Annotated in this window: 18 protein-coding genes; 9 read left to right on the top strand and 9 right to left on the bottom strand. The window is 45.2% G+C overall.

Annotation, left to right across the window (positions count from 1 at the left end):
* Nucleotides 1-25: 25 nt before the first annotated feature.
* The 4 genes from A3773_RS00595 to mqo form a co-directional block, all read right to left on the bottom strand.
* Entirely contained in the window at nt 26-733 is a 708-nt protein-coding gene (locus A3773_RS00595) for a transglutaminase-like cysteine peptidase (RefSeq protein WP_425461958.1), read from the bottom strand.
* A 19-nt stretch (nt 734-752) separates the two neighbouring features.
* Complete coding sequence (locus A3773_RS00590; RefSeq protein WP_231902104.1) at nt 753-1,760, bottom strand: DUF3080 family protein; 1,008 nt, start codon at nt 1,758-1,760, stop codon at nt 753-755.
* A 70-nt stretch (nt 1,761-1,830) separates the two neighbouring features.
* On the bottom strand, nt 1,831-3,135 hold the full coding sequence (locus tag A3773_RS00585; RefSeq protein ID WP_269454467.1) for an MATE family efflux transporter: 1,305 nt from the start codon (nt 3,133-3,135) through the stop codon (nt 1,831-1,833).
* 510 nt (nt 3,136-3,645) lie between these two features.
* The gene (gene mqo, locus A3773_RS00580) at nt 3,646-5,160 is read right to left on the bottom strand and encodes a malate dehydrogenase (quinone) (RefSeq protein WP_067981627.1); all 1,515 of its coding nucleotides are present in this window, start codon (nt 5,158-5,160) and stop codon (nt 3,646-3,648) included.
* A 439-nt stretch (nt 5,161-5,599) separates the two neighbouring features.
* Between mqo and A3773_RS00575 the strand changes: the two genes are divergently transcribed.
* Together A3773_RS00575 and A3773_RS00570 are read left to right on the top strand one after the other, a co-directional pair.
* A complete protein-coding gene (locus A3773_RS00575) occupies nt 5,600-6,001 on the top strand; it encodes an SMI1/KNR4 family protein (RefSeq protein ID WP_067981625.1) in 402 nt (133 codons plus the stop codon).
* A gap of 3 nt (nt 6,002-6,004) precedes the next feature.
* Nucleotides 6,005-6,418 (top strand): hypothetical protein, encoded by a 414-nt coding sequence (locus A3773_RS00570; RefSeq protein ID WP_067981623.1) that lies wholly within the window; start codon nt 6,005-6,007, stop codon nt 6,416-6,418.
* A gap of 60 nt (nt 6,419-6,478) precedes the next feature.
* On the opposite strand, the gene A3773_RS00565 is transcribed toward A3773_RS00570, so the two are convergent.
* Nucleotides 6,479-8,236, bottom strand: a complete 1,758-nt coding sequence (locus A3773_RS00565; RefSeq protein WP_156473413.1) for a PHA/PHB synthase family protein — start codon at nt 8,234-8,236, stop codon at nt 6,479-6,481.
* Nucleotides 8,237-8,729: 493 nt separating this feature from the next.
* Here A3773_RS00565 and A3773_RS00560 point away from each other — a divergent pair, with 493 nt between their 5' ends.
* On the top strand, nt 8,730-8,981 hold the full coding sequence (locus A3773_RS00560; protein WP_067981620.1) for a glutaredoxin family protein: 252 nt from the start codon (nt 8,730-8,732) through the stop codon (nt 8,979-8,981).
* Between the two features lie 11 nt (nt 8,982-8,992).
* On the opposite strand, the gene A3773_RS00555 is transcribed toward A3773_RS00560, so the two are convergent.
* Entirely contained in the window at nt 8,993-9,793 is an 801-nt protein-coding gene (locus A3773_RS00555; protein WP_067981619.1) for a TatD family hydrolase, read from the bottom strand.
* An 87-nt stretch (nt 9,794-9,880) separates the two neighbouring features.
* The gene (locus A3773_RS00550) at nt 9,881-11,845 is read right to left on the bottom strand and encodes a transglycosylase SLT domain-containing protein (RefSeq protein ID WP_197462690.1); all 1,965 of its coding nucleotides are present in this window, start codon (nt 11,843-11,845) and stop codon (nt 9,881-9,883) included.
* Between the two features lie 162 nt (nt 11,846-12,007).
* Here A3773_RS00550 and A3773_RS00545 point away from each other — a divergent pair, with 162 nt between their 5' ends.
* A complete protein-coding gene (locus A3773_RS00545; RefSeq protein WP_067981616.1) occupies nt 12,008-13,894 on the top strand; it encodes an ATP-binding cassette domain-containing protein in 1,887 nt (628 codons plus the stop codon).
* Between the two features lie 43 nt (nt 13,895-13,937).
* On the opposite strand, the gene A3773_RS00540 is transcribed toward A3773_RS00545, so the two are convergent.
* Nucleotides 13,938-14,381 carry a universal stress protein gene (locus A3773_RS00540; protein WP_067981614.1) on the bottom strand — a complete coding sequence of 148 codons (444 nt, stop codon included), beginning with the start codon at nt 14,379-14,381 and terminating at the stop codon, nt 13,938-13,940.
* Nucleotides 14,382-14,602: 221 nt separating this feature from the next.
* Here A3773_RS00540 and A3773_RS00535 point away from each other — a divergent pair, with 221 nt between their 5' ends.
* Together A3773_RS00535 and A3773_RS00530 are read left to right on the top strand one after the other, a co-directional pair.
* Nucleotides 14,603-15,109, top strand: a complete 507-nt coding sequence (locus A3773_RS00535) for a hypothetical protein (RefSeq protein ID WP_067981612.1) — start codon at nt 14,603-14,605, stop codon at nt 15,107-15,109.
* Nucleotides 15,109-15,324 (top strand): DUF1653 domain-containing protein, encoded by a 216-nt coding sequence (locus tag A3773_RS00530; protein WP_075109442.1) that lies wholly within the window; start codon nt 15,109-15,111, stop codon nt 15,322-15,324. The genes A3773_RS00535 and A3773_RS00530 overlap by 1 nt, the downstream gene beginning before the upstream one ends.
* 14 nt (nt 15,325-15,338) lie before the next feature.
* Here A3773_RS00530 and A3773_RS00525 read toward each other — a convergent pair whose 3' ends face one another.
* Complete coding sequence (locus tag A3773_RS00525; RefSeq protein ID WP_067981610.1) at nt 15,339-16,043, bottom strand: DNA topoisomerase I; 705 nt, start codon at nt 16,041-16,043, stop codon at nt 15,339-15,341.
* A 314-nt stretch (nt 16,044-16,357) separates the two neighbouring features.
* Between A3773_RS00525 and topA the strand changes: the two genes are divergently transcribed.
* From topA to A3773_RS00510, 3 genes are read left to right on the top strand one after another with little or no spacing between them, the layout of a single operon-like run.
* Nucleotides 16,358-18,994, top strand: a complete 2,637-nt coding sequence (gene topA, locus A3773_RS00520; RefSeq protein ID WP_067981609.1) for a type I DNA topoisomerase — start codon at nt 16,358-16,360, stop codon at nt 18,992-18,994.
* A 12-nt stretch (nt 18,995-19,006) separates the two neighbouring features.
* Nucleotides 19,007-19,531 (top strand): DUF6586 family protein, encoded by a 525-nt coding sequence (locus tag A3773_RS00515; protein WP_067981608.1) that lies wholly within the window; start codon nt 19,007-19,009, stop codon nt 19,529-19,531.
* A 5-nt stretch (nt 19,532-19,536) separates the two neighbouring features.
* Entirely contained in the window at nt 19,537-19,791 is a 255-nt protein-coding gene (locus tag A3773_RS00510; RefSeq protein ID WP_156473412.1) for a hypothetical protein, read from the top strand.
* Nucleotides 19,792-19,800: the final 9 nt, after the last annotated feature.

Here is a 19,800-nt window from a genome sequence, read left to right as displayed (position 1 = left end):
AGTGTGTAACTCCTCGTCATTAAACCTAGCGCAGGTTAATGTCCTTGTTTTCAATTCTTGATTGCAACTTAACCCATGGCTTTAAACGATCTGATGTGCCTACGAGTGTCGTTCTGCGGCCCATTTTTGATATCCAGAGTTTATCACCATTAAAACTGTAAACATGTAGTAAATCGGGGCGTTTTGATGCAGGTAAAATTGTGCCATTAATATTATCTAGGATTAAGGGAATAGCCCCTTGATCCGGGTAATAGGTTAAGACCATATGAGCTTGGTTGTAGTCTAGTGCTTTGACATAGGCTAAATTCATTTTTTCGACAGGAACACCCAGCTCTTTGAGGGTGTAATATTTTGCAATGCTGAAGTCTTCACAGTCGCCGCCATTGGTGATTAAAAACTCAACGGGGGTGGCCCAATAATCTTTTTTCTTCCAGTGTTTAATATCATCAATGAAGCGGACTTGGTTGAAAAAGTCATTGACGCGTTCGAGCTTATCTTGCTCACTGTCGTTGGCGAGCTCGGTTAACAGGTTTTGCCAACGCTCTAAGCGACGCTGTGCTTTTGCGCCATATTCTTTACCCAGTTTTTCTATATCGGCTTGGCTTAGGCGAATGCTCTCCGCGCCTACTTGAATAAAAATTAGGCCGGATAGCGCGAACATCAATACCAGTAGTGACAGGTGGCATCTGCTGCTAAAGCTGCGCTTTTCTGTAGAACGAACTGAATTCAATATTGAGTCCACAACCTAATGGTTAATCACTGTGTTTAGGCATCATGCCACATTGTTTAAGCAGTTTCTGCCAGCTCTGCGTATGCTTATTGCGTGCTTCAAGGTAGCGCGCCCATAAACTGTCAGGCTCGTCATGGGAGAGTACAACGTGTTGGTACTTCGCAAGCTGCTCAGGAGGCTCTAAGTTATAGGCTTTAAATGAAGCCATAAGTTCCTTATTGACCGCCGTCCACGCAACCGCATATTTATGTACGTTAGCCAAATAGGGCTGAACCTCACCAATATAATATTTATAAAACACATTTTGTATTATTTTAGCCCTTGTTGACGGGGTATTGTTAAAACAGAGCTGTTTTTGTTGTAAACCGCGCTCTAATGTATCTGAAGCCTGAGACAAATGCGTGGTGAGTAGCTGCAATGAGCTGAGAATTTTAGGTCCTGAACGGTTGTTGTATAAAACATTATAGCTGGATTCGATCGTATCTAACGCGGGGGGGAGCTCCCATCTATCACCTGCGAGTGGTGCTCGAATAATGCCGATGAGAGTTTTCATCGCATTAATACTGTTTTGGCTGCTGCCATCATCAATAAGGGGCAGTGTTTCTTTTGCGCGCGAGAAATTGAGCTCTAGCTCTTTAGCGGTGAATATACCGTTCCATAATTCTGCCGGTAGGTTGTCATGTTTTGCCTGATAGATGGACGAGACTTGTGCTAAAAGCGCTTGATCGGCTGTGGGCGTATCCTCTAAGGCTTTTTTGCATTGGCCAATCGCATGATAAAAGGTTAATTCATAACGCATTTTTTGCGAGGGGGCATAGACTTTTCCCAAGGAGCTATTACGCTCGGCGATCAGTGGTAATAGGTTACATGTTTTTAAGTTGATGACATCGAGGAGCCCCTCTCTCACCTCCAGCGTGGGATAAATTAAGTGACGGCGAAGTGGGAATGCTGGGCGTGTTGGAAGGTCTGAGATGACGGCCTGAGAGACCTCCATGACATTGCTGATTCTATACTGATAGTTATTGAGCATATCCTCAGGTGATGAGGGTTCACAGCCTGAGATAAAAATCCCTAGACCTATCCAGCACAGTAGCTTGAGGCTATTTCGAAAGCGATACATGTAAGGTTTGTTGGCTTTTCCATCTTAAACGGGAGAGTAACAGTATAGCGCTAATTGTGAGGCCGATGACAAGTCCAAACCAAAAGCCGCTTGGCCCCATCGGTGCGACCACTAAATCTGTTTTGCCTAAAAGGTAACCGGTCGGGAGCCCGACGATCCAGCAGGCAATAAAGACAAGCAAAAGAGGGAACTGTGTGTCTTTGTAGCCTCTGAGTGCACCGGAGCAGGTTATTTGTACCGCATCAGATAGTTGAAAGAACGCTGCAATCGTAAGCAATGTGGTTGCAATTTCAATGATGTGTAAATCGGTTGTGTAGAGCGAGGCGATCTGTGTAGCGAACAGGGCTATAAGGCCTGAACTAAGCGTAGCAATGGCGAGGGTGATAATTAATCCCGCTTTTGCGCTATGAATTGCGCCAGCGGGATTTTTGCCACCGAGCTGATGGCCAACTCTAATCGTGAGGGCAAGTGAGATACTGAGCGGAATCATAAACACAAGCCCCGTAAATGTAATCGTTATTTGGTGGGAGGCGATAATGACCTCGCCGAGATCGGCTATTAAGAGGGCGATCACTGAAAACATACTGACTTCAATTAGCAGTGCAAATCCTATGGGCAAGCCCAGCGCAACATAGCGCTTAAACGCGTTGAGTTCAGGCAGTTGCCAATGTTTAAAGGGGGAGAGTTGTCTAAAGGTGTCAGATTTTTTTAAATAGATGATCGATGCCAGTAGCATTAACCACATAACGATGGCACTGGCCCAGCCGCAGCCGACCCCGCCCAGCGCCGGTAAGCCTAGTTTGCCGTAAATGAGAAGGTAATTTAACGGAATGTTAAACAGCAGGCCAAGAATAGCAATCTTCATGGCCGGTTGGGTTTTACCAAACCCCTCAATGTAGCTGCGCATTAATTGGTAAAAAAGTAGCGCAGGGATACCCCATGAAATTGCGGCAAGGTATTCCATGGTTAAGGCGGCTAAGTGTGTTTCAACATCCATGAATACCAAAATAGGGCCGCAATTATGTAGAAGAAACATAGTACCTACACAAAGTATGACGACGATCAGTGATCCTTGGTGCAAGGTCTCGCGGGCTTGGTGGGGTTTATCATCCCCAACAAAGTGGGCCACCATAGGTGTGGTGGCCATTAATATGCCTTGGCATGCAATGATAATGGGCAGCCAGATACTCGCGCCTAAGGATACCGCCGCTAGGTCGGTTGAGCTAAACCGGCCCGCCATAACCGTATCGACAAACCCCATTGAGGTTTGCGCTATTTGCGCGATCGCTATGGGAAAGCCTAGGTTGAGTAGTAACTTGATTTCAGCAAGGTATTTCAGAGCGCTGCTCCAGTAACGATAATGGACGGTAATTATGTGTTAAAGACGCTATATGTAAGTCTACCTAAGGGGTGGTTAGTACGGATATCTTAACGCGTGCTCCGTTCCAAAAGTTCGAGTATTTGTAGGGCTTCTTGTGCCGAATTACCACAAAAATCTTGTTCTGCTTGAAAGTTAGCGCAGGCCTGTGGTCTCTCTGGCTGATTAAAGATGCCACAGCGTAATGCGTCTGTTAAGTGCTGACACCTAACCCCAGCGGGTTTCTGTAAACTGCTTATACTTGGGGCGATACAACATGCGCCACACTTTTCTCTGCATTGCATATTATCTGCTGCTTTATACCAAAAAACGGGGGCTCATTGTACGTTGGCAAGCCGTAAAGCAAAAGGCCGATCTAAAGACCGGCCTTTTTCCCGTTAGGCATACCTGTTGTGAGCGAGTATCAATGGGATTCGCTTAAGCGACCTGTGGGGAACTCGAATTTTTTTCAGGGTCGAGTCCTAAGGTTGATAAGGTATATTCGCGAATCGTTTTTAGACGCTCGGGGTCTTGGGTCAGGTCGTGACCGTAAGATGGGATCATCTCTTTGATTTTTGCTTGCCATTCGGGCGTGGCCATTTTTTCTTTAAAGCAGGTTTCAACAATGTTTAGCATTGCGCTAACCGATGTTGATGCACCTGGAGAGGCACCTAACAGCGCGGCTAAGGTGCCATCCGCAGCGGTAATCACTTCCGTGCCAAATTCCAGTTTACCTTTGCCATCTTCATCTTTCTTGATGATCTGCACGCGCTGACCGGCGTGAGAAATTTCCCAGTCGTTTTCCTTCGCTTCCGGTATGAAGTTGCTGAGGGACATGACGCGAGAGCCGTGTGTCTGCATGACTTCACTAATGAGGTAGCGGGTTAGGTCCATGTTGGTAGCGCCAACATATAGCATAGGTTTAAGGTTATTAAACTTCATGCTTGAGATTAAATCGAAGAAAGACCCATTTTTGAGGAACTTGGTTGTAAAACCAGCGAAGGGGCCAAATAAAAGCGACTTTTTGCCATCAATGATGCGTGTGTCTAGGTGGGGCACTGACATAGGTGGTGCGCCAATGGGGGCCGCCCCATAAACTTTAGCGCCGTGCTGTTCTACGATCGCTTGGTTTTTGCAAACCAACCATTGCCCACTGACAGGGAAGCCGCCATAGCCATCGGCTTCGGGTATGCCTGTTTTCTGTAACAGAGGCAATGCACCACCGCCGGCGCCTAAGAAGACAAAACGGCTATTAATAACGTCGAACGCGTTTTTTTCTTTGTTTCTAATGGTGACAGCCCAGGTTTTATCTTTATTCTGATAAAAGTCTTTAACGTCGTGATTTAGCAGTAGCTCAAAATCACTTTGATCCTGAAGGTTTTTGACCATGCTGCGTGCCAGTGCGCCAAAGTTGACATCTGAACCGTAACGCACGCGAGTGGCTGCTATTTTTTCACCCTCTTTTCTGCCCTCCATTACCAGCGGCATCCACTCTTTTAGTACCTCTGGATCTTCGCTGTATTCCATAACATCAAATTGATGATGTGCACTTAAGGCTGCGTAACGCTTACGTAAAAATTCTACGTTTTTGTCACCCCATACAAAGCTTTGGTGGGGGACTGAGTTTATAAATTGGGAAGGCTCTGGTAGAGCGTTCTGTTGAACCAGGTAAGACCAGAACTGTAGGCTCACTTCAAAGGAGGCGTTGATTGCAAAGGCTTTGCTACAGTTAATGCTGCCATCATCCATTTCAGGCGTATAGTTCAATTCACAATACGCGGCATGTCCTGTCCCCGCGTTGTTCATGCAATCTGTGCTTTCTACGGCAATTTCATCGAGCCGTTCTACCATAGAAATTTTTAGGGATGGGTCCAGCTGCTTGAGCATGACGCCAAGGGCGGTACTCATAGCTCCCGCGCCGACTAGCAATACGTCTACTGATTTTGTGGTCATAGGAACTTCGCCATTTTAATAATAATAATGGTTTGTGAAGTGGCACGGGCGATGGGGCTTGTGGCCCTAACGTAATGATTATTCTGTCGATTGTTGTTCATTACGCGATCACCTGAGACTTCAGAAGCCTGCAAACAATAGGTATACATCTATTTCCAATTATATTGTTGCAGTGCAGTTGGCGCGAATTATACGGATTTTGTTACGAATGTCTTGGTTTGAGAGTCTAAAGGCGTTAGCAATTTGGGTAATGCTAATCCTAAAGTAGTATGTTTTGGGGCGGGTTAGTGGGCACTGTTTGCTAAGGCTGATTTATATCAATGTCTTTTATTCCGTTTGGTTATAGTTGTCGGCTTTTTGGTGATTAATTTTTTAGATATTTACATATGTAATCGTCTGGACTAGTCTGCAAACCTTATACATCTGCTTGGAGTGCTTAGTGGAAGATATTCTTGAGTTGTTACAGGAACGTAACCAAAAAGTTCCGGTGCCATTAGATCTACCTGATTATGATGATTTGGTAGACGTGGAGGAGGCTATTCTTATCTCGCTACCGGATGAGTACAAACAATTTTTGCTTGAGGCAAGCGATATTGTTTGTGGCTCTATTGAGCCGGCCACCTGTGCGGACCCTCAATCTCATACCTTTCTTCCTGATATGGCGGCTAGGGCATGGGATATTGGTATGCCGCGTGAGTATATTCCTATCTGTGAGCATGAGAATGGATTTTATTGTATCGCCGATACCGGACAGATATTTTTGTGGTTGTTCGAGGATACGATTGAGGATGAATGGGGATCAATATGGGATTGGGCCAAAGATGTTTGGTTGGAGAGTTAGCCTGTGAATGCACATCTATTTAGTCAGGTAGAGCGGCTTGCTGAAGCGCTATTGTCAGCGGCCGATCAAGATGATGAGACGTTGTTTTATCAGCTGTATGAGCAACTAAGTTCCTTATGTGAATTGCATGCAGGTAAAAAGAGTGACCATCCTCTTTTTTTAGAAACCTTAGCCGACTTTACTGAAGATAGCGTGGATGCTGTAGCGCTTTACCAGCGAGCATTTCTGATTGCTGATTCACTTAAAGAAAATGAGTATAAGGCGTCTATACAGTTCTCGCTTGCACAACGTTTGGCGGAGTTAGGTGAAATGGATCAGGCGAAAGATGCGCTGGCTACATCTGAGAAGTTTGCCAGTTTTACTGATGACGATGAGCTTAAAGGTGAGATTAGTGCGTTGGCTAGAACGTTGAATTAATGTCCATCGTTTAGATCAAAAAAAAGGAGCCTAAAAGGCTCCTTTTTTAGTGCGTTAAGCTTAGTCGATTCGAACCGTGACGTAACGACCCGGCGCCGCTTCAATGCCTTGGTAGGTGTCGTTGCCCTCTGTTTCGGGGGCGGCTACTTTTTTGCCTGCACGGCGTTTTAGCCATTCAGACCAGTGTGGCCACCATGAGCCTTCTTGGCGCTCTGCTGATTCTAACCAGTGGTCTGGGCCTTGGCCTAGTTCACCGTTAATCCAGTAGTTACGACGGTTTTTAGAGGCAGGGTTGATAACCCCTGCAACGTGGCCGCTTGCACCTAGTACAAATTCATTTTTGCCTTTAAGGAGTTCGGTACCTGGGAAGGTGCCTTTCCAAGGGGCAATATGGTCTTCAATGGTGGATAGGAAGTAGCAAGGAATCTTGATTTTTCCTAAGTCGATCTTTTCACCACAGAGTGTTAATGCGTCTTTCTTAACCAGTGCGTTTTCAAGGTACATATTGTTGATGTAGAAGGTGTACATTTTCGCAGGTAGGTTGGTCGAGTCACTGTTCCAGTAGAGAATGTCGAAAGGAGGCGGTGTCTGACCTTTTAGGTAGTTATTAACAACGTATGACCAGATTAAATCATTAGAACGGAGCATGTTGAACGAGGTTGCGAGCTCACGACCACTCAGGTATCCCTGATTAGTGACTTTGTCTTCTAGTTTTTTAACTTGCTGCTCATCAATAAACACACATAGATCACCCGGATCAGAGAAGTCTAATAGTGTTGTAAAGAAGGTGGCGGATGCAATCGTTGTGTCTTTCCGTGCTGCCATCACCGCTAGTGCTGACGCTAAGAACGTACCACCGACACACCATGCTACTGCATTGACCTTGTCGGCTTTAGTGATCTCTTTAGCGACGTGGCTGGCTTTAATGATGCCTTCGTCAATGTAATCGTCCCAGCTAATTTGTCCCTGTTCAATGGTCGGGTTAAGCCAAGAGATTAGGAAGGTTGTCTGTCCTTGATCAACACAGTACTTCACGTAGGAGTTACTTTCTTGTAGATCAAGAATATAAAATTTATTAATACACGGTGGCACAATCAATGTAGGGCGCGCGAATGTTTCTTCGGTCGTTGGCTTATATTGAATAAGCTGAAACATCTCATTTTCGAAAACAACCGTGCCCGGTGTTGTTGCAATGTTTTCACCTAGAACAAAAGCAGATTCATCTGTCATAGAGATACGGCCTTTATCTACATCACCGAGTAGATTTTTAAGACCGTCAACTAAGCTTTGTCCATTGGTTTCAAGTGCTTGCTGCAACACTTCTGGGTTTGTCATGGCAAAGTTTGTTGGCGAAAGCGCATCAATGTATTGCTGAGTATAGAACTCTAGCTTTTTCTGCTCGTTATCGGACAAGTTTGCGTTGGCTGCCATCTCTTGCATCAGCTTAGAGCTTAGAAGGTAGGACTGCTTGATATAGTCAAAAACAGGGTTTTGAGACCACTCCTCCGCTTGGAAGCGGCGGTCGCCTCGCGCAGGTTCCGCTACCGCATCGGACGCTTTCCCTGTTAAGAGATTGGTCCATAGGCTCATTTGGCTCTGCTGATAGTCGGTAATCGCGCGAATCCAGACGGTTGGGTCTTCCCATGAGCGGTTTGCAAGTTCCGTCCAAGACTGTGTAAATTGGGCAAAAATATCATCACCACCCGAAGTGGAAAACATATCGAACACTTTTTGGGTCTCGGTGTTGAGGTAGTCAATAAATTCTTGGGGATTTGAGAGCAAGTTGTTGTTATCCATTGGTTCGCCTTTCTTTGTCATATCCGTTTTCCATCTAGCCTAGCTTCACATAGTCTTTATGATTAGGAGGCGGATTAAGGGCAATAAATACCAGTTTTCAGCATATTCGCACAGGTTTTTCTTTGCAAGAATACAAGGGCATAATTAATAGAATAGCATATTATTGTGCAGTGCAACAAATCAAGTTATTCATTGGTCGATGGCACTTAGGTGTTACGACTAAATTACGGGCCTTTTATCGATAATAGCATTCATATATTGCAGTATTTTGTAATGAATTTCTTTTGTATAACCTGAGCGTACGCATTGTATGTCTGGTTTGCCCATTTTTTTATGCATGGGGGTTCAGTATAGGCGATGATTGAGCATTTGATATTGATAAACAGATAGGTACTACCAATGATTAGGTGCTAGCGGGGTCAACTGCAGAGGTTTAATAATAGATCAAGGCTATGTCTTTCGGTGGGTGGCTTACTTTTTTAATCAAAAATAACGGCGTGAGTGTGAAAATGATATGCGGGAATTAGAGTTAATGGGTACCTTGGGCTGCCACTTGTGTGATCTGGCGGAAGCGGTCATCGCGTCAACGGTTGATATGAGCGAGTATGCTATTTACCAAGTGGATATAGCGGAAGATGATGGGCTAATGGAAACATATGCGTTAACGATTCCGGTAGTGGTGGATGTTGTTAGTGGTAAAACGCTGGGGTGGCCGTTTGATGCCCATCAACTCGCTGATTTTTTAAAGGCCCTCGCGAGTGAGTAGGGCGGTTTTAGTTAAGCTGAAAGGTTGAAAAAATCGTAGGTCGTTTGCTGAACCTCTTCATTGAGCTGCGCCAGCTCTTTGTCGACTAACCCGGCGACGACGTTGGCAATATGTGGCAGATAGCTGGGCGTGTTACGTCTTGATTTAGGCTTGGGTTTTATATCTCTTGGTAGGAGGTATGGGGCATCCGTTTCTAACATTAATCGATCGGCGGGGATCTCTTTAACGAGTTTTTGTAACTCGAGCCCTCTTCGTTCATCGCAAATCCAGCCAGTAATGCCTATATGTAGATCCAGATCTAGGTAGTTATAGAGGGCCTGCTTTGAACCGGTAAAGCAGTGAATAACTGCGTGTGTAAAATCATCACGGTGGGCTTTTAGTATCTCTAGTTGCTTAGTGTGGGCATCTCGTTCGTGAAGAAAAAGCGGCTGCTGATGATTGGACGCGATCTCTAATTGAGCAATGAAGCTGGTTATTTGTTGTTCGGGAGGCGAAAGGTTTCGATTAAAATCTAGCCCTGTTTCTCCTATAGCCACGACACCGGCTTCTTTTACCAGTGTTTCTAGTTCGTGTAAGTCCGCTGAAGCGTGGTCTTTTGCATAGTGGGGATGGATGCCGACGGTGCAGTAAAGTTGGTTAGGGTAGCGTTGACAGAGATGAAGCGCCGCTAAGGATTCTTTAAGTGTTGTGCCTGTAATTATAAGTTTATCTATACCTTGGCTGAAGGCTTGCTCGATCACTTCATTGCGATCGTTGTCGAAGCTACTGTCCGTTAAGTTGACGCCAATATCGGTCCAAGAGTAGTGGTTCATGAAGGTAAGCCTGCATAAAAGAATAAAGTATATCTAGGGGCGCGTGTTGCCCCCTAGATAGGTTAACGGTTTTCTTTTGGTAAGAGGTTAGAGCGCGGTTGCTTTATTTTGATTTAACGCCAGTAGTTTAATCTGTTTTTCTGTGAGTAAGCTGGCTTCGCGTCCCGCCAAGCGATCGTAAATAACGCGAAATGCTAAGACATTCTGCACATATCTACGGGTTTCTTTGAAAGGGATTGTTTCTATCCACACATCTAAAGGCAGTTCGCCGCGCTGTTTTAACCAGCGCTTAACCCTATGGGGCCCTGCATTGTAGGCCGCTGCGGCAAACGCTGGATTATTGTCAAAGCGTTTTAACATGTCACCAAGGTAGGCGGAACCTAGTGTGATGTTGGTTTCTGGGTCATAAAGCTGTGATGTTTTTTTGTAAGGTACGTCATGTTTTTGTGCAGTTTGCTTGGCTGTTTTTGGCATAAGTTGCATTAAGCCCCTAGCGCCTACGCGTGATTGAGCATTATAGAGAAATGCACTTTCTTGGCGGGCGATAGCCATCGGAAAACTCAGGTCTAACTCATTTTTTAATGCATGGGTTTTAAATAACTGGCTGTGGGGCTGCGGAAAGCGTAAATCAATATGGTCCCACCGCTCAGTTTTGGCGGCGTTAATAATTGCTTGTAAATACCATCCCCAGGATTTTGCTAAGTAGCCGGCAACATTTTTCTCTTCGGGGGTCATTTTTGATAGGGCTAAATTCCATTCGCGGTTAGCCTCAATTAAGCGGCCTAATGTGAACAACTCTTTAGCGCGTGCAACGGCGGGCTTGCTTGATAATTGGGTTAACTGATCATCTGATAAGGTTTCATCAATTGCATTGAGCTGGAATGGACTGTTATTGAGTTCGGCCGCTAGAAAACCGTAAAAGCTTCGGTCTTTAGCGAGGGCTGCTAGCTGCGCTTTTTGGTCCTTATTTGGTGATAGGTTACGCGCTGCAATTAAGTCCCAGTACTGCCACTTGGGATCTTGTTTAAGGGCGTCACTGAGGTGTTCAATACCTTTTTGTACTTCAGTCCAGTTTTGTTGGGCGAGTGCGTTTCGAATGCGGCTTTCAATGAGTGATTCTAGTTTGTAGTCAGGGTCGAGCAGTGCAGAGAGTTTTATCGCCTGCGGGTGGTAGTTTCGGTTAAGGCGAATGCCCATGTATTCAGTGACAGAAAGCTGCTCAGCTTCCTCCATCAGTTGATCTCTGTTCTTCACCCACGCCTGTGTAGCGGTAATGGGTTGGGTTCTGTACCAGCGTTTGTAAATTAACTGCGCAACAGAGGTTTTGTGGGCTTTGGGTATCCGTGACAGTGATTTTTTAGAGATCGTTTCTGGCGCGTTATAAAGGCTCCAAAACTGTGAGGTAAACGCTTTTTGTTTTTTATCTGTGATTTTCTTGTCGATGTATTGAGCAAGCTTGATATTGTTTTGTTCAAGACTGAGCCAAAAGCGTTCGAAGGCTTCGCTGGATGTAGGTCTGCCCGTAGCCATCCATGCTTTAAATAGGGGGTCACAGGTTGCTGGCTGGGATTTGCCGACCAGCCACAGTGTTTTGGCTTTATACAGTGCCTCTTTTTTCTGTTTATCGTTCCCATTAAGTGCGGCTTGCAGCTGTATGCACTCATAGTGGGTTTGATTGATCGGGTATAACGTGAAGTGTTGGCTGTAGGTCTGCCATTGTTTCTGTTTGTGAAGGTGCTTGAGCCATGTTCGATTAAGGCGGCTCGCAATAGGTAGTTCGCTGTATTTGTCGATAAATGCACTTACCGTTTTGGGCGTGGACTGATCGAGGTTTTTTAATAACTGTTGATAGTCTAGGTAAGGGGCCAGAGGGTACTCATCTAATTGGGCGCGTAATTTAGTATAAGCGTCCGTTTTATTTTGCTTTAAGAGTGATTCGGCCTGAAGGAATTTCTGACGTAGCTTTTCTGTAGATGCATGAGTGTACTCTGTCGTTGTTAATATTATTATTGTGAATGCTACAAAAAGTAGTGAAACGATAGATCTGTGCATAACGCGATACATTGACCAAGCCCTGTGTGATGTTGCCTTTACTTATTTATACGGTAGTTTGAGTCAATTATTAAATAATAATTTGCTTGAATGCAGCATTTTCATGCATATCTATTAAAAACCAGTAGAATAGCGCCCTCATAGAACAAAAGCTGAACAATCATGCCACTTATTAGACTCGATAAAATATCAATCGCCTTTGGCGCGAAACCCCTTTTAGATAATGTTGATTTTCAAATAGATCCTGGTGAAAGGGTCGCACTGGTTGGATTAAACGGTGCGGGCAAGTCCACATTGCTCAAGATTGTTGCGGGTCACCATAAAGCGGATGGGGGCAAGTTTTGGGTCGCTCCCACCTGTCGTATCGCGGAACTTCCTCAGGCGATGCCTGCTGCAGATGAGCGCTTGGTTCGGGATGTTGTTACCGCCGGATTACAAGATGTGCTGAAGTTAAGAGAGGCTTATGATGAATTAGCTTCATCTGCTGATGTGGATATGAATAAGCTGGAGCACCTGCAGCATGAAATTGAAGCTGTCGACGGTTGGCATTTAGAGCAGCGAGTGCAGCGAGTCATCGAGCAGCTTGATCTGCCCGGTGATAAGTTAATGTCGGAATTATCAGGTGGTTGGCGTCGTAGAACGGCGTTAGGTGCCGCGCTGGTCCAAAAGCCAGACCTGTTGCTACTCGATGAGCCGACTAACCATCTGGATATTGAAACCATTGAGTGGCTAGAGCAGCAGTTACTTGAATTTAGAGGGGGATTATTAATAATCTCCCATGACCGAGCGTTGGTGGATCGCTTGGCGACGCGGATTATCGAGTTGGATCGAGGTAATTTATCATCTTTCCCTGGAAGCTATTCTGCTTATATGGAGTTGAAGCAGAAGATGCTGGAAGATGAAGAGAAGCAAAATGCGCTCTTTGATAAACGTTTAGCTCAAGAAGAAACATGGATTAGGCAGGGGATTAAAGCCCGCCGAACCCGTAACGAAGGGCGCGTTCGTGCATTAAAGTCGATGCGTAATGAGCGGTCTGATCGTCGTGAACGTGGTGGTAAGGCTAAATTCTCACTCGAAGAAGCAGCGCGTAGCGGGAAGATTGTTGCTGAATTGCAGGATGTTACCTTAGGGTTTGATGATAAAACGCTATTTAGTCATTTCGATTTCACCCTATTAAGGGGTGACCGTGTTGGGCTGATCGGGCCTAATGGTGCAGGGAAAAGTAGCCTTTTGAGTGTGTTGTTAGGTAAACAAACCCCAGATAGTGGCCAAGTGAAATTGGGTACCAATATTGAAGTGGCGTATTTTGACCAGTTGCGTGCACAGGTTGATCCTGAAAAATCAGTTATGGATAACATTGCTGAAGGCCGTGAAAGCATCACTATTAATGGTAAACAGCGCCACCTTATCAGTTACCTTAATGACTTTATGTTTGCTCCAGAGCGCGCGAGAACGCCAGTTAAAGCGTTGTCCGGTGGGGAAACTAACCGTGTGTTACTGGCGAAGCTTTTTAGCCAGCCTGCTAATTTACTTGTTTTGGATGAGCCGACCAACGATCTAGATATTGAAACCCTGGAGTTGTTGGAAGAGATCATTCTTGATTTTGATGGCACGATTCTGTTAGTGAGTCATGACCGTTCATTCCTTGATAATGTGGTCACCAGTACCCTTGTGTTTGAGGGAGAGGGGCAGCTTAATGAGTATGTTGGCGGCTATCAAGACTGGCTTCGTCAGCGTCCTAGCGTAGAGAAAAATGCGGCTAAAAAATCTGCAAAAGTAGAAGGCAATGCTGTTGCGGCTGAAAAAGCACCGAAAAAGAAAAAACTCAGCTATAAAATACAGCGGGAACTGGATGAGATGCCGGCGGTGTTAGAGGAAGCCGAAGCTAAGCTTGCTGAATTGCAGGAGCAAACAGGTCGTGCGGATTTTTATCAGCAAAGCCAAGATAAGGTGAATGAAACACTGGAGAAAATGCAGCAGCAAGCACAGGTGGTGGAAACGCTCATGGAGCGTTGGGTTGAGCTTGAGGCTATGCAGGAGGAGGGGTAACCCTCCTCTGTATAAATGACTGAAAGGTCTAAGTAAGAAGAGGCTATTCGGCCTCTTCTTTTATACGGATGGCCAACACGTCACAGGTTGCGCCATGCAAAATTCCATTGGCTGTCGATCCTAGTAGCAGCGCAATACCATGACGACCATGGCTGCCAACAATAATTAGATCGATCTCTAGCTCTTTAGCAATGCGATGAATCTCAGATTCAGTCTGCCCTGTGGCCACTTGTTTAGTGGTAACCGGATAGCCTAATGAATCGCAGAATAGTTCAAGTTTTTTCTTCGCATGCTCATCAAGCTGTTCTTGGATGGAGGTTAAGTCCATCGGCACATCCCCACCGTATGCAAAACTCAAGGGCTCAATCACATGAACGATGTGCAGTTCTGCTTGGTTGGTTGTAGCCAGTTCACGCGCTTTATCCTGGAGTTGTTCCGATTCGGCAGACAGATCCAGAGCAAGTAAGATTTTCTTGTAAGTACTCATGCTTATTTCCTTGAAGTTCGTGTCAGTCACATGCCGAGGGGGTTTGAACGGATCAACATGTGTTGTTTATCAGATTAGCATAGAGCGTGTAGCTTAGTACTCTGCTAAACTTCGTGGTGTTGATATTTATCAATTAACTAATAGTTACATGGCGTCTCAACCGCTTGTTTACAGACATATTTTAATCCCTTCTTTGCTTACAGTGAAACGGAGTATCTTGCATGAAATGGATGATCATAATCGTTATTATGATGTCGCTTATTGGCTCAATGATGTGGGTGATGCCAACACCACGCCAGAAGTATCAGGCGGCCCTCAGAATGAAAGCAAAACAGATGGGGTTTCTTGTTCAGTTAGAGCGGCTTAAAGCGCCGCGGGCGAAAGGGGAAATGGAACCAGAATCGCGTGATATGACGGCCTATAGAATTATCCGCGAAGGGTTGAGTAGGGAGGAGAAAAATAATTTCAAAACTTGGCAGGTTTTTAGAATTGAATCAATTTCTGATATCGGTCTTCCTTCTGGGTGGAGCTGGTCTGAAGGTGAAAGAACACTCTCTGAAAAACAGTTAGACAAGCTTGCTCAAGTGATCTCTAAATTGCCCGCAGGTGTGTTCTCTCTTGAATCAACGCCTATTCATGTGGGTGTTTATTGGGATGAAGAGGGGGGCGATGAGGCGTTAGCTGAGATTAAAGCGCTTCTGGATGGTTTTGTTGTAGAGAGGTTTTAATGGTGCAGATTGAGTTGGGACGTTACCAGCACTATAAAGGTGCAGAGTATGAAGTGCTGCAGGTCGCAAGGCACTCAGAGACAGAGCAGTGGCACGTTGTTTATCGCCAGTGTTATGGCGATGAGGGTGTGTGGATACGTCCATTGGAGATGTTTATGCAGCAGGTCACGTTAAAGGATGGTACCGAGGTGCCCCGGTTTGCAAAAATAAAATAGAAGCCGCTTCCCTTTTATAGCAAACGATCTAATGATTCAGCTAAGGAGCCTTGAGGTCTAGGTTTTTTTGGCTGAATCGATTCAATCAATTCCTCGACGGTATCCATTCTGGATTTTTTATTTTGTACAGGAATATTCGCCCTAACAAGCAGTGCTTTCGCATGACGGTAGTGGGATAGGGCGGTCATCAAATCATCTGATTTTTTAAATCGCTCACCCTGCATAATATGGGCATCTGCGACGACCGTTATACGCAGCCAATAAAGCTCTTGCTGATAACTTCTCGCAAGGGTGCGTGTGATTCTACCGCCTCGGGCCAGTTGTAAAACTAATTTCTCAGCAAAATTAATATAAATTTGGGCGCGTTTTAATGAACGATCACTGTCAAACACATCAGGGGAGGGGAACGCTTTGTCTGCTGTATCTTTCTGCTGTGTTAAGGCTTCATATAGCTCTGAATCAGGGGCGAGTATAGCGACCTCTTCGAGCAGAGCGATTGCGTGCTCATTAATTTTTTGTACAATTTCGGGCTTACAGTCCGCTTCTCTAAGAACGGCGATCGCTTGTAAAATATGTTCCGCTTGACCCTTGAGCCACGTGAGGCGCTTTTCCTTCGCCTCCTCCTGTTGCTCCCGTGTGGTGATGACAAAATTAACGGTAATGGCAACCAGCCCCACTATAGCAATTAGCACCACTAATAGAATATTGTCATTTAACATGAGGTTGTTTCAGCCAGTTGAGATGTCATTGATTATGTTGAATATTGTGGCCTTTAAGGGGCCATTGGTAAAGTTCTAGTTGGTCTGTTCGTCGACTTTTATCACAATTGTTGCTTGACCCCAGCATTCTCAGCACTTATATATGCACCCAAATTATTATTTATTATGCCGTTATTTAAAAGAAGCGTTGTAGATTTGCGAACAGTGTCGTAGGTTAAAAGACAAAATACATGGTTGAATTTTTTGTTTTTAAACCTTTTCTGTTTTTAAACTACGGCTTCTTAATTATATAGCCCTGAGGAAAGAAGGACTCTATGGGAAAGTCTCTTGTTATCGTCGAGTCACCTGCTAAAGCGAAGACTATCAACAAATATTTGGGTAACCAATTTGTTGTTAAATCCAGTGTAGGTCATATACGCGATCTGCCGACCAGTGGTAGCACTAAAAAGACCGATCCTAAAGAAAGGGCGCGTCTGGCGGCTATAACACGGAAGATGTCGCCCGAAGAAAAAGTCGCACATAAGAAAAAGAAGTCTCGTGAACAGCTTATCGGCCGTATGGGGATTGATCCCGATAAAGGCTGGGAACCGCATTATGAGATTTTGCCCGGAAAAGAAAAGGTCGTGGATGAATTAAAACGGCTGGCAAAAAATGCTGATGAAATCTATCTCGCGACCGATTTGGACCGCGAGGGAGAAGCGATCGCGTGGCATCTGCGTGAAGCGATAGGGGGTGATGAAAGTCGCTATCGTCGTGTGGTTTTTAACGAGATTACGAAAAAGGCAATCACTGAAGCATTTGATGAACCCTCTTTATTAGATATGGATCGTGTTAATGCGCAGCAGGCGCGCCGTTTTCTTGACCGTGTTGTGGGTTACATGGTTTCTCCGTTGTTATGGGAGAAAGTGGCCCGAGGTTTATCTGCCGGTCGTGTTCAGTCAGTTGCGGTAAAGCTTGTTGTTGAACGTGAAAAAGAGATTAGAGCGTTTATTCCTGAAGAGTTTTGGGAGGTGCAGGCTGATGTCCTGACTGAGAGTAAAGCGCCGCTTAAATTGCAGGTGAACCGCGTTAACGGTGATACCTTTAGACCCGGCTCTGAAGCTGAGACAAAAGCACACCTAGAGCGTTTACAGTCAGCGTCTTTAGAAGTCATTAGCCGTAAAGATAGACCCACAACGAGCAAGCCTTCAGCACCATTTATTACCTCCACCCTTCAACAGGCTGCGAGTACGCGTCTTAGCTTTGGTGTGAAGAAAACGATGATGATGGCCCAACGCTTATATGAGGCGGGCTACATTACATACATGCGTACTGACTCGACCAACTTAAGTGCAGAGGCTGTGGCCGCGTGTAGAGAGTATATAGGCGATAACTTTGGTAGTAAGTATCTGCCGGAGAACCCATTAAGCTACAGCAGTAAGGAGGGCGCACAAGAAGCCCATGAGGCGATCCGTCCATCCGATGTTACTGTTGAGGCGACTGCGCTTAAGGGTATGGATCGTGATGCTGAGCGCTTATATGAACTTATTCGCAGGCAGTTTTTGGCTTGCCAGATGACGCCCGCTAAATTCTTGAGTACACGTGTAACGGTTGCCGCTGCAGAGTTTGAGTTGGTGACTAAAGGCCGTATCTTACAATTTGATGGTTATACACGTGTTATGCCAGCAAAAGGCAAAGGGGAAGAGGATATTCTCTTACCTGACGTTAATGCCGGCGAAACGCTTTCTCTTGTTGAGTTATTACCTAAGCAGCATTTCACCAAGCCTGCGCCTCGATTTACCGAAGCGAGTTTGGTAAAAGAGCTAGAGAAACAAGGTATTGGTCGTCCATCAACCTATGCGACGATTATTTCTACAATCCAAGATCGTGGTTATGTGCAAGTACAAAATCGACGGTTTTATGCGCAGAAAATGGGCGATATTGTTGTTGAGCGTTTAGGTGAAAACTTTTCCGATCTTATGGATTACAGTTTCACTGCACGTATGGAAGAGAGCTTAGATGATGTGGCTGAGGGTACAGCCGATTGGAAAGCACTGCTTGATCAGTTTTATGCGGACTTCTCTTCAAAATTAGAAGAAGCGCAAAGTGATGAGCACGGCATGCGGCCTAACTCGCCAACTGAAACGGATATCAGTTGTCCTGATTGTGGGCGTCACATGATGATCCGCACAGCGAGTACGGGTGTTTTCCTTGGTTGCTCCGGCTATAGCTTACCGCCAAAAGAGCGTTGTAAATGCACAATCAACTTAACGCCTGGTGATGAGGTGGTGAGTGTTGATGGTGATGATGAAGAAGAGTCGCGTATTTTACGTAAGAAGCATCGTTGTGGGATATGTGATTCTGCGATGGATTCTTATTTAATTGATGAAAAACGTAAGCTTCATGTCTGTGGTAATAACCCAGACTGCCCAGGTTTTGAGGTTGAGGCCGGGGAATACCGAATTAAGGGATATGATGGGCCGGTATTAGAGTGTGATAAATGCTCAGCCGAAATGCAGCTCAAAACTGGACGATTTGGTAAATACTTTGGCTGTACTGAGTGTAAAAACACCCGCAAGTTATTAAGAAGCGGCGAGGCTGCACCCCCTAAAATGGATCCGGTGCCTATGCCTGAGTTAGCGTGCGAGAAGGTTGAGGACACGTATATTCTTCGTGATGGTGCATCAGGCTTGTTCCTTGCCGCGAGTCAGTTCCCAAGAAATAGGGAAACGCGCGCGCCTAAAATCGTTGAGCTTTTGCCCCATCAAAGTGAGATCGATCCTAAGTACGAATTTTTGTTTAGTGCACCTAAAAAAGATGCTGACGGAAATTTAACGGTTGTTCGATACAGTCGTAAGACGAAGGAGCAGTACGTTATGACCGAGGTCAATGGTAAAGCTACCGGTTGGCGGGCATTCTATCGTGATGGGAAGTGGGTTGAAGAAGAGGCCCGCAAAAAAGCGAAAAAATAGTTAGGGTACTCCATGAGCGGTATTTATTTAGCACGGACTAATCAGAAATTAAGTTTTACGCGTATTCATCTTGAGCAATTAAAACAGGCTCAGGATGATACAAGTTGGAGTAAGCACGCATTAATTGAATCGTTTAATGAGTCGGTTCTCTTTCATATGACTTCTGCCTATGACGCGTTTTTACGTGAGATTGCTGAAGTTTATAAGGTTGATACCGAGTCGCTAGATGGCTATCGCTCATTGGCGGCTCAACTAGAATCAACCGGCGTAGAAAGCCCAGAGCTTAAACAGTTAAGCGTATTAGAAAACGATGCCACGGGTTGGTTGCATAAAATGATTGGCGCCTATGAAGCATGTTGGCATGGTGCGGATAGACAAGAAGCCATCAGTGAAACAACAAGCCTTTCAGAAATTCACGTGTTGCAGGTGAATCCTGACCATGCGGAAGATAAGGCAATTATTGCTGAATATGAAAGTTGGTTTAATGCCTTGTCTGAGTTAATTGACTCGCTTAGGGAAGGAATGCAGGAGTGGTAGCGTAAGTGTCAAGTGTAGCGTCAGAAATGGTATTAGAGATAATAGAGCTTGAAAATGGAGAGTTGGCTATACGCAACGCTGATAGTGATGCGGAACCGATGATTAAAGTTAATTTTTCCGCTGAGCTTAAAGATAAGTTAAGTGAGCATTATTTAGATGTCGCACGGGTGATGCTCACCGCAGGTATTCAGATGGTGGCTGAATCAGGTCTCGACTTAGATGACAATGATGAACCAGAACCTGAACCCACTCTTCATTAAAGGCGCGCT

Source organism: Neptuniibacter pectenicola, assembly GCF_001597735.1.
GTDB classification, from domain to species: Bacteria; Pseudomonadota; Gammaproteobacteria; order Pseudomonadales; family Balneatricaceae; genus Neptuniibacter; species Neptuniibacter pectenicola.
Note: the sequence above shows the minus strand (reverse complement) of the source record. Positions and strands in the feature narration are given on the sequence as shown.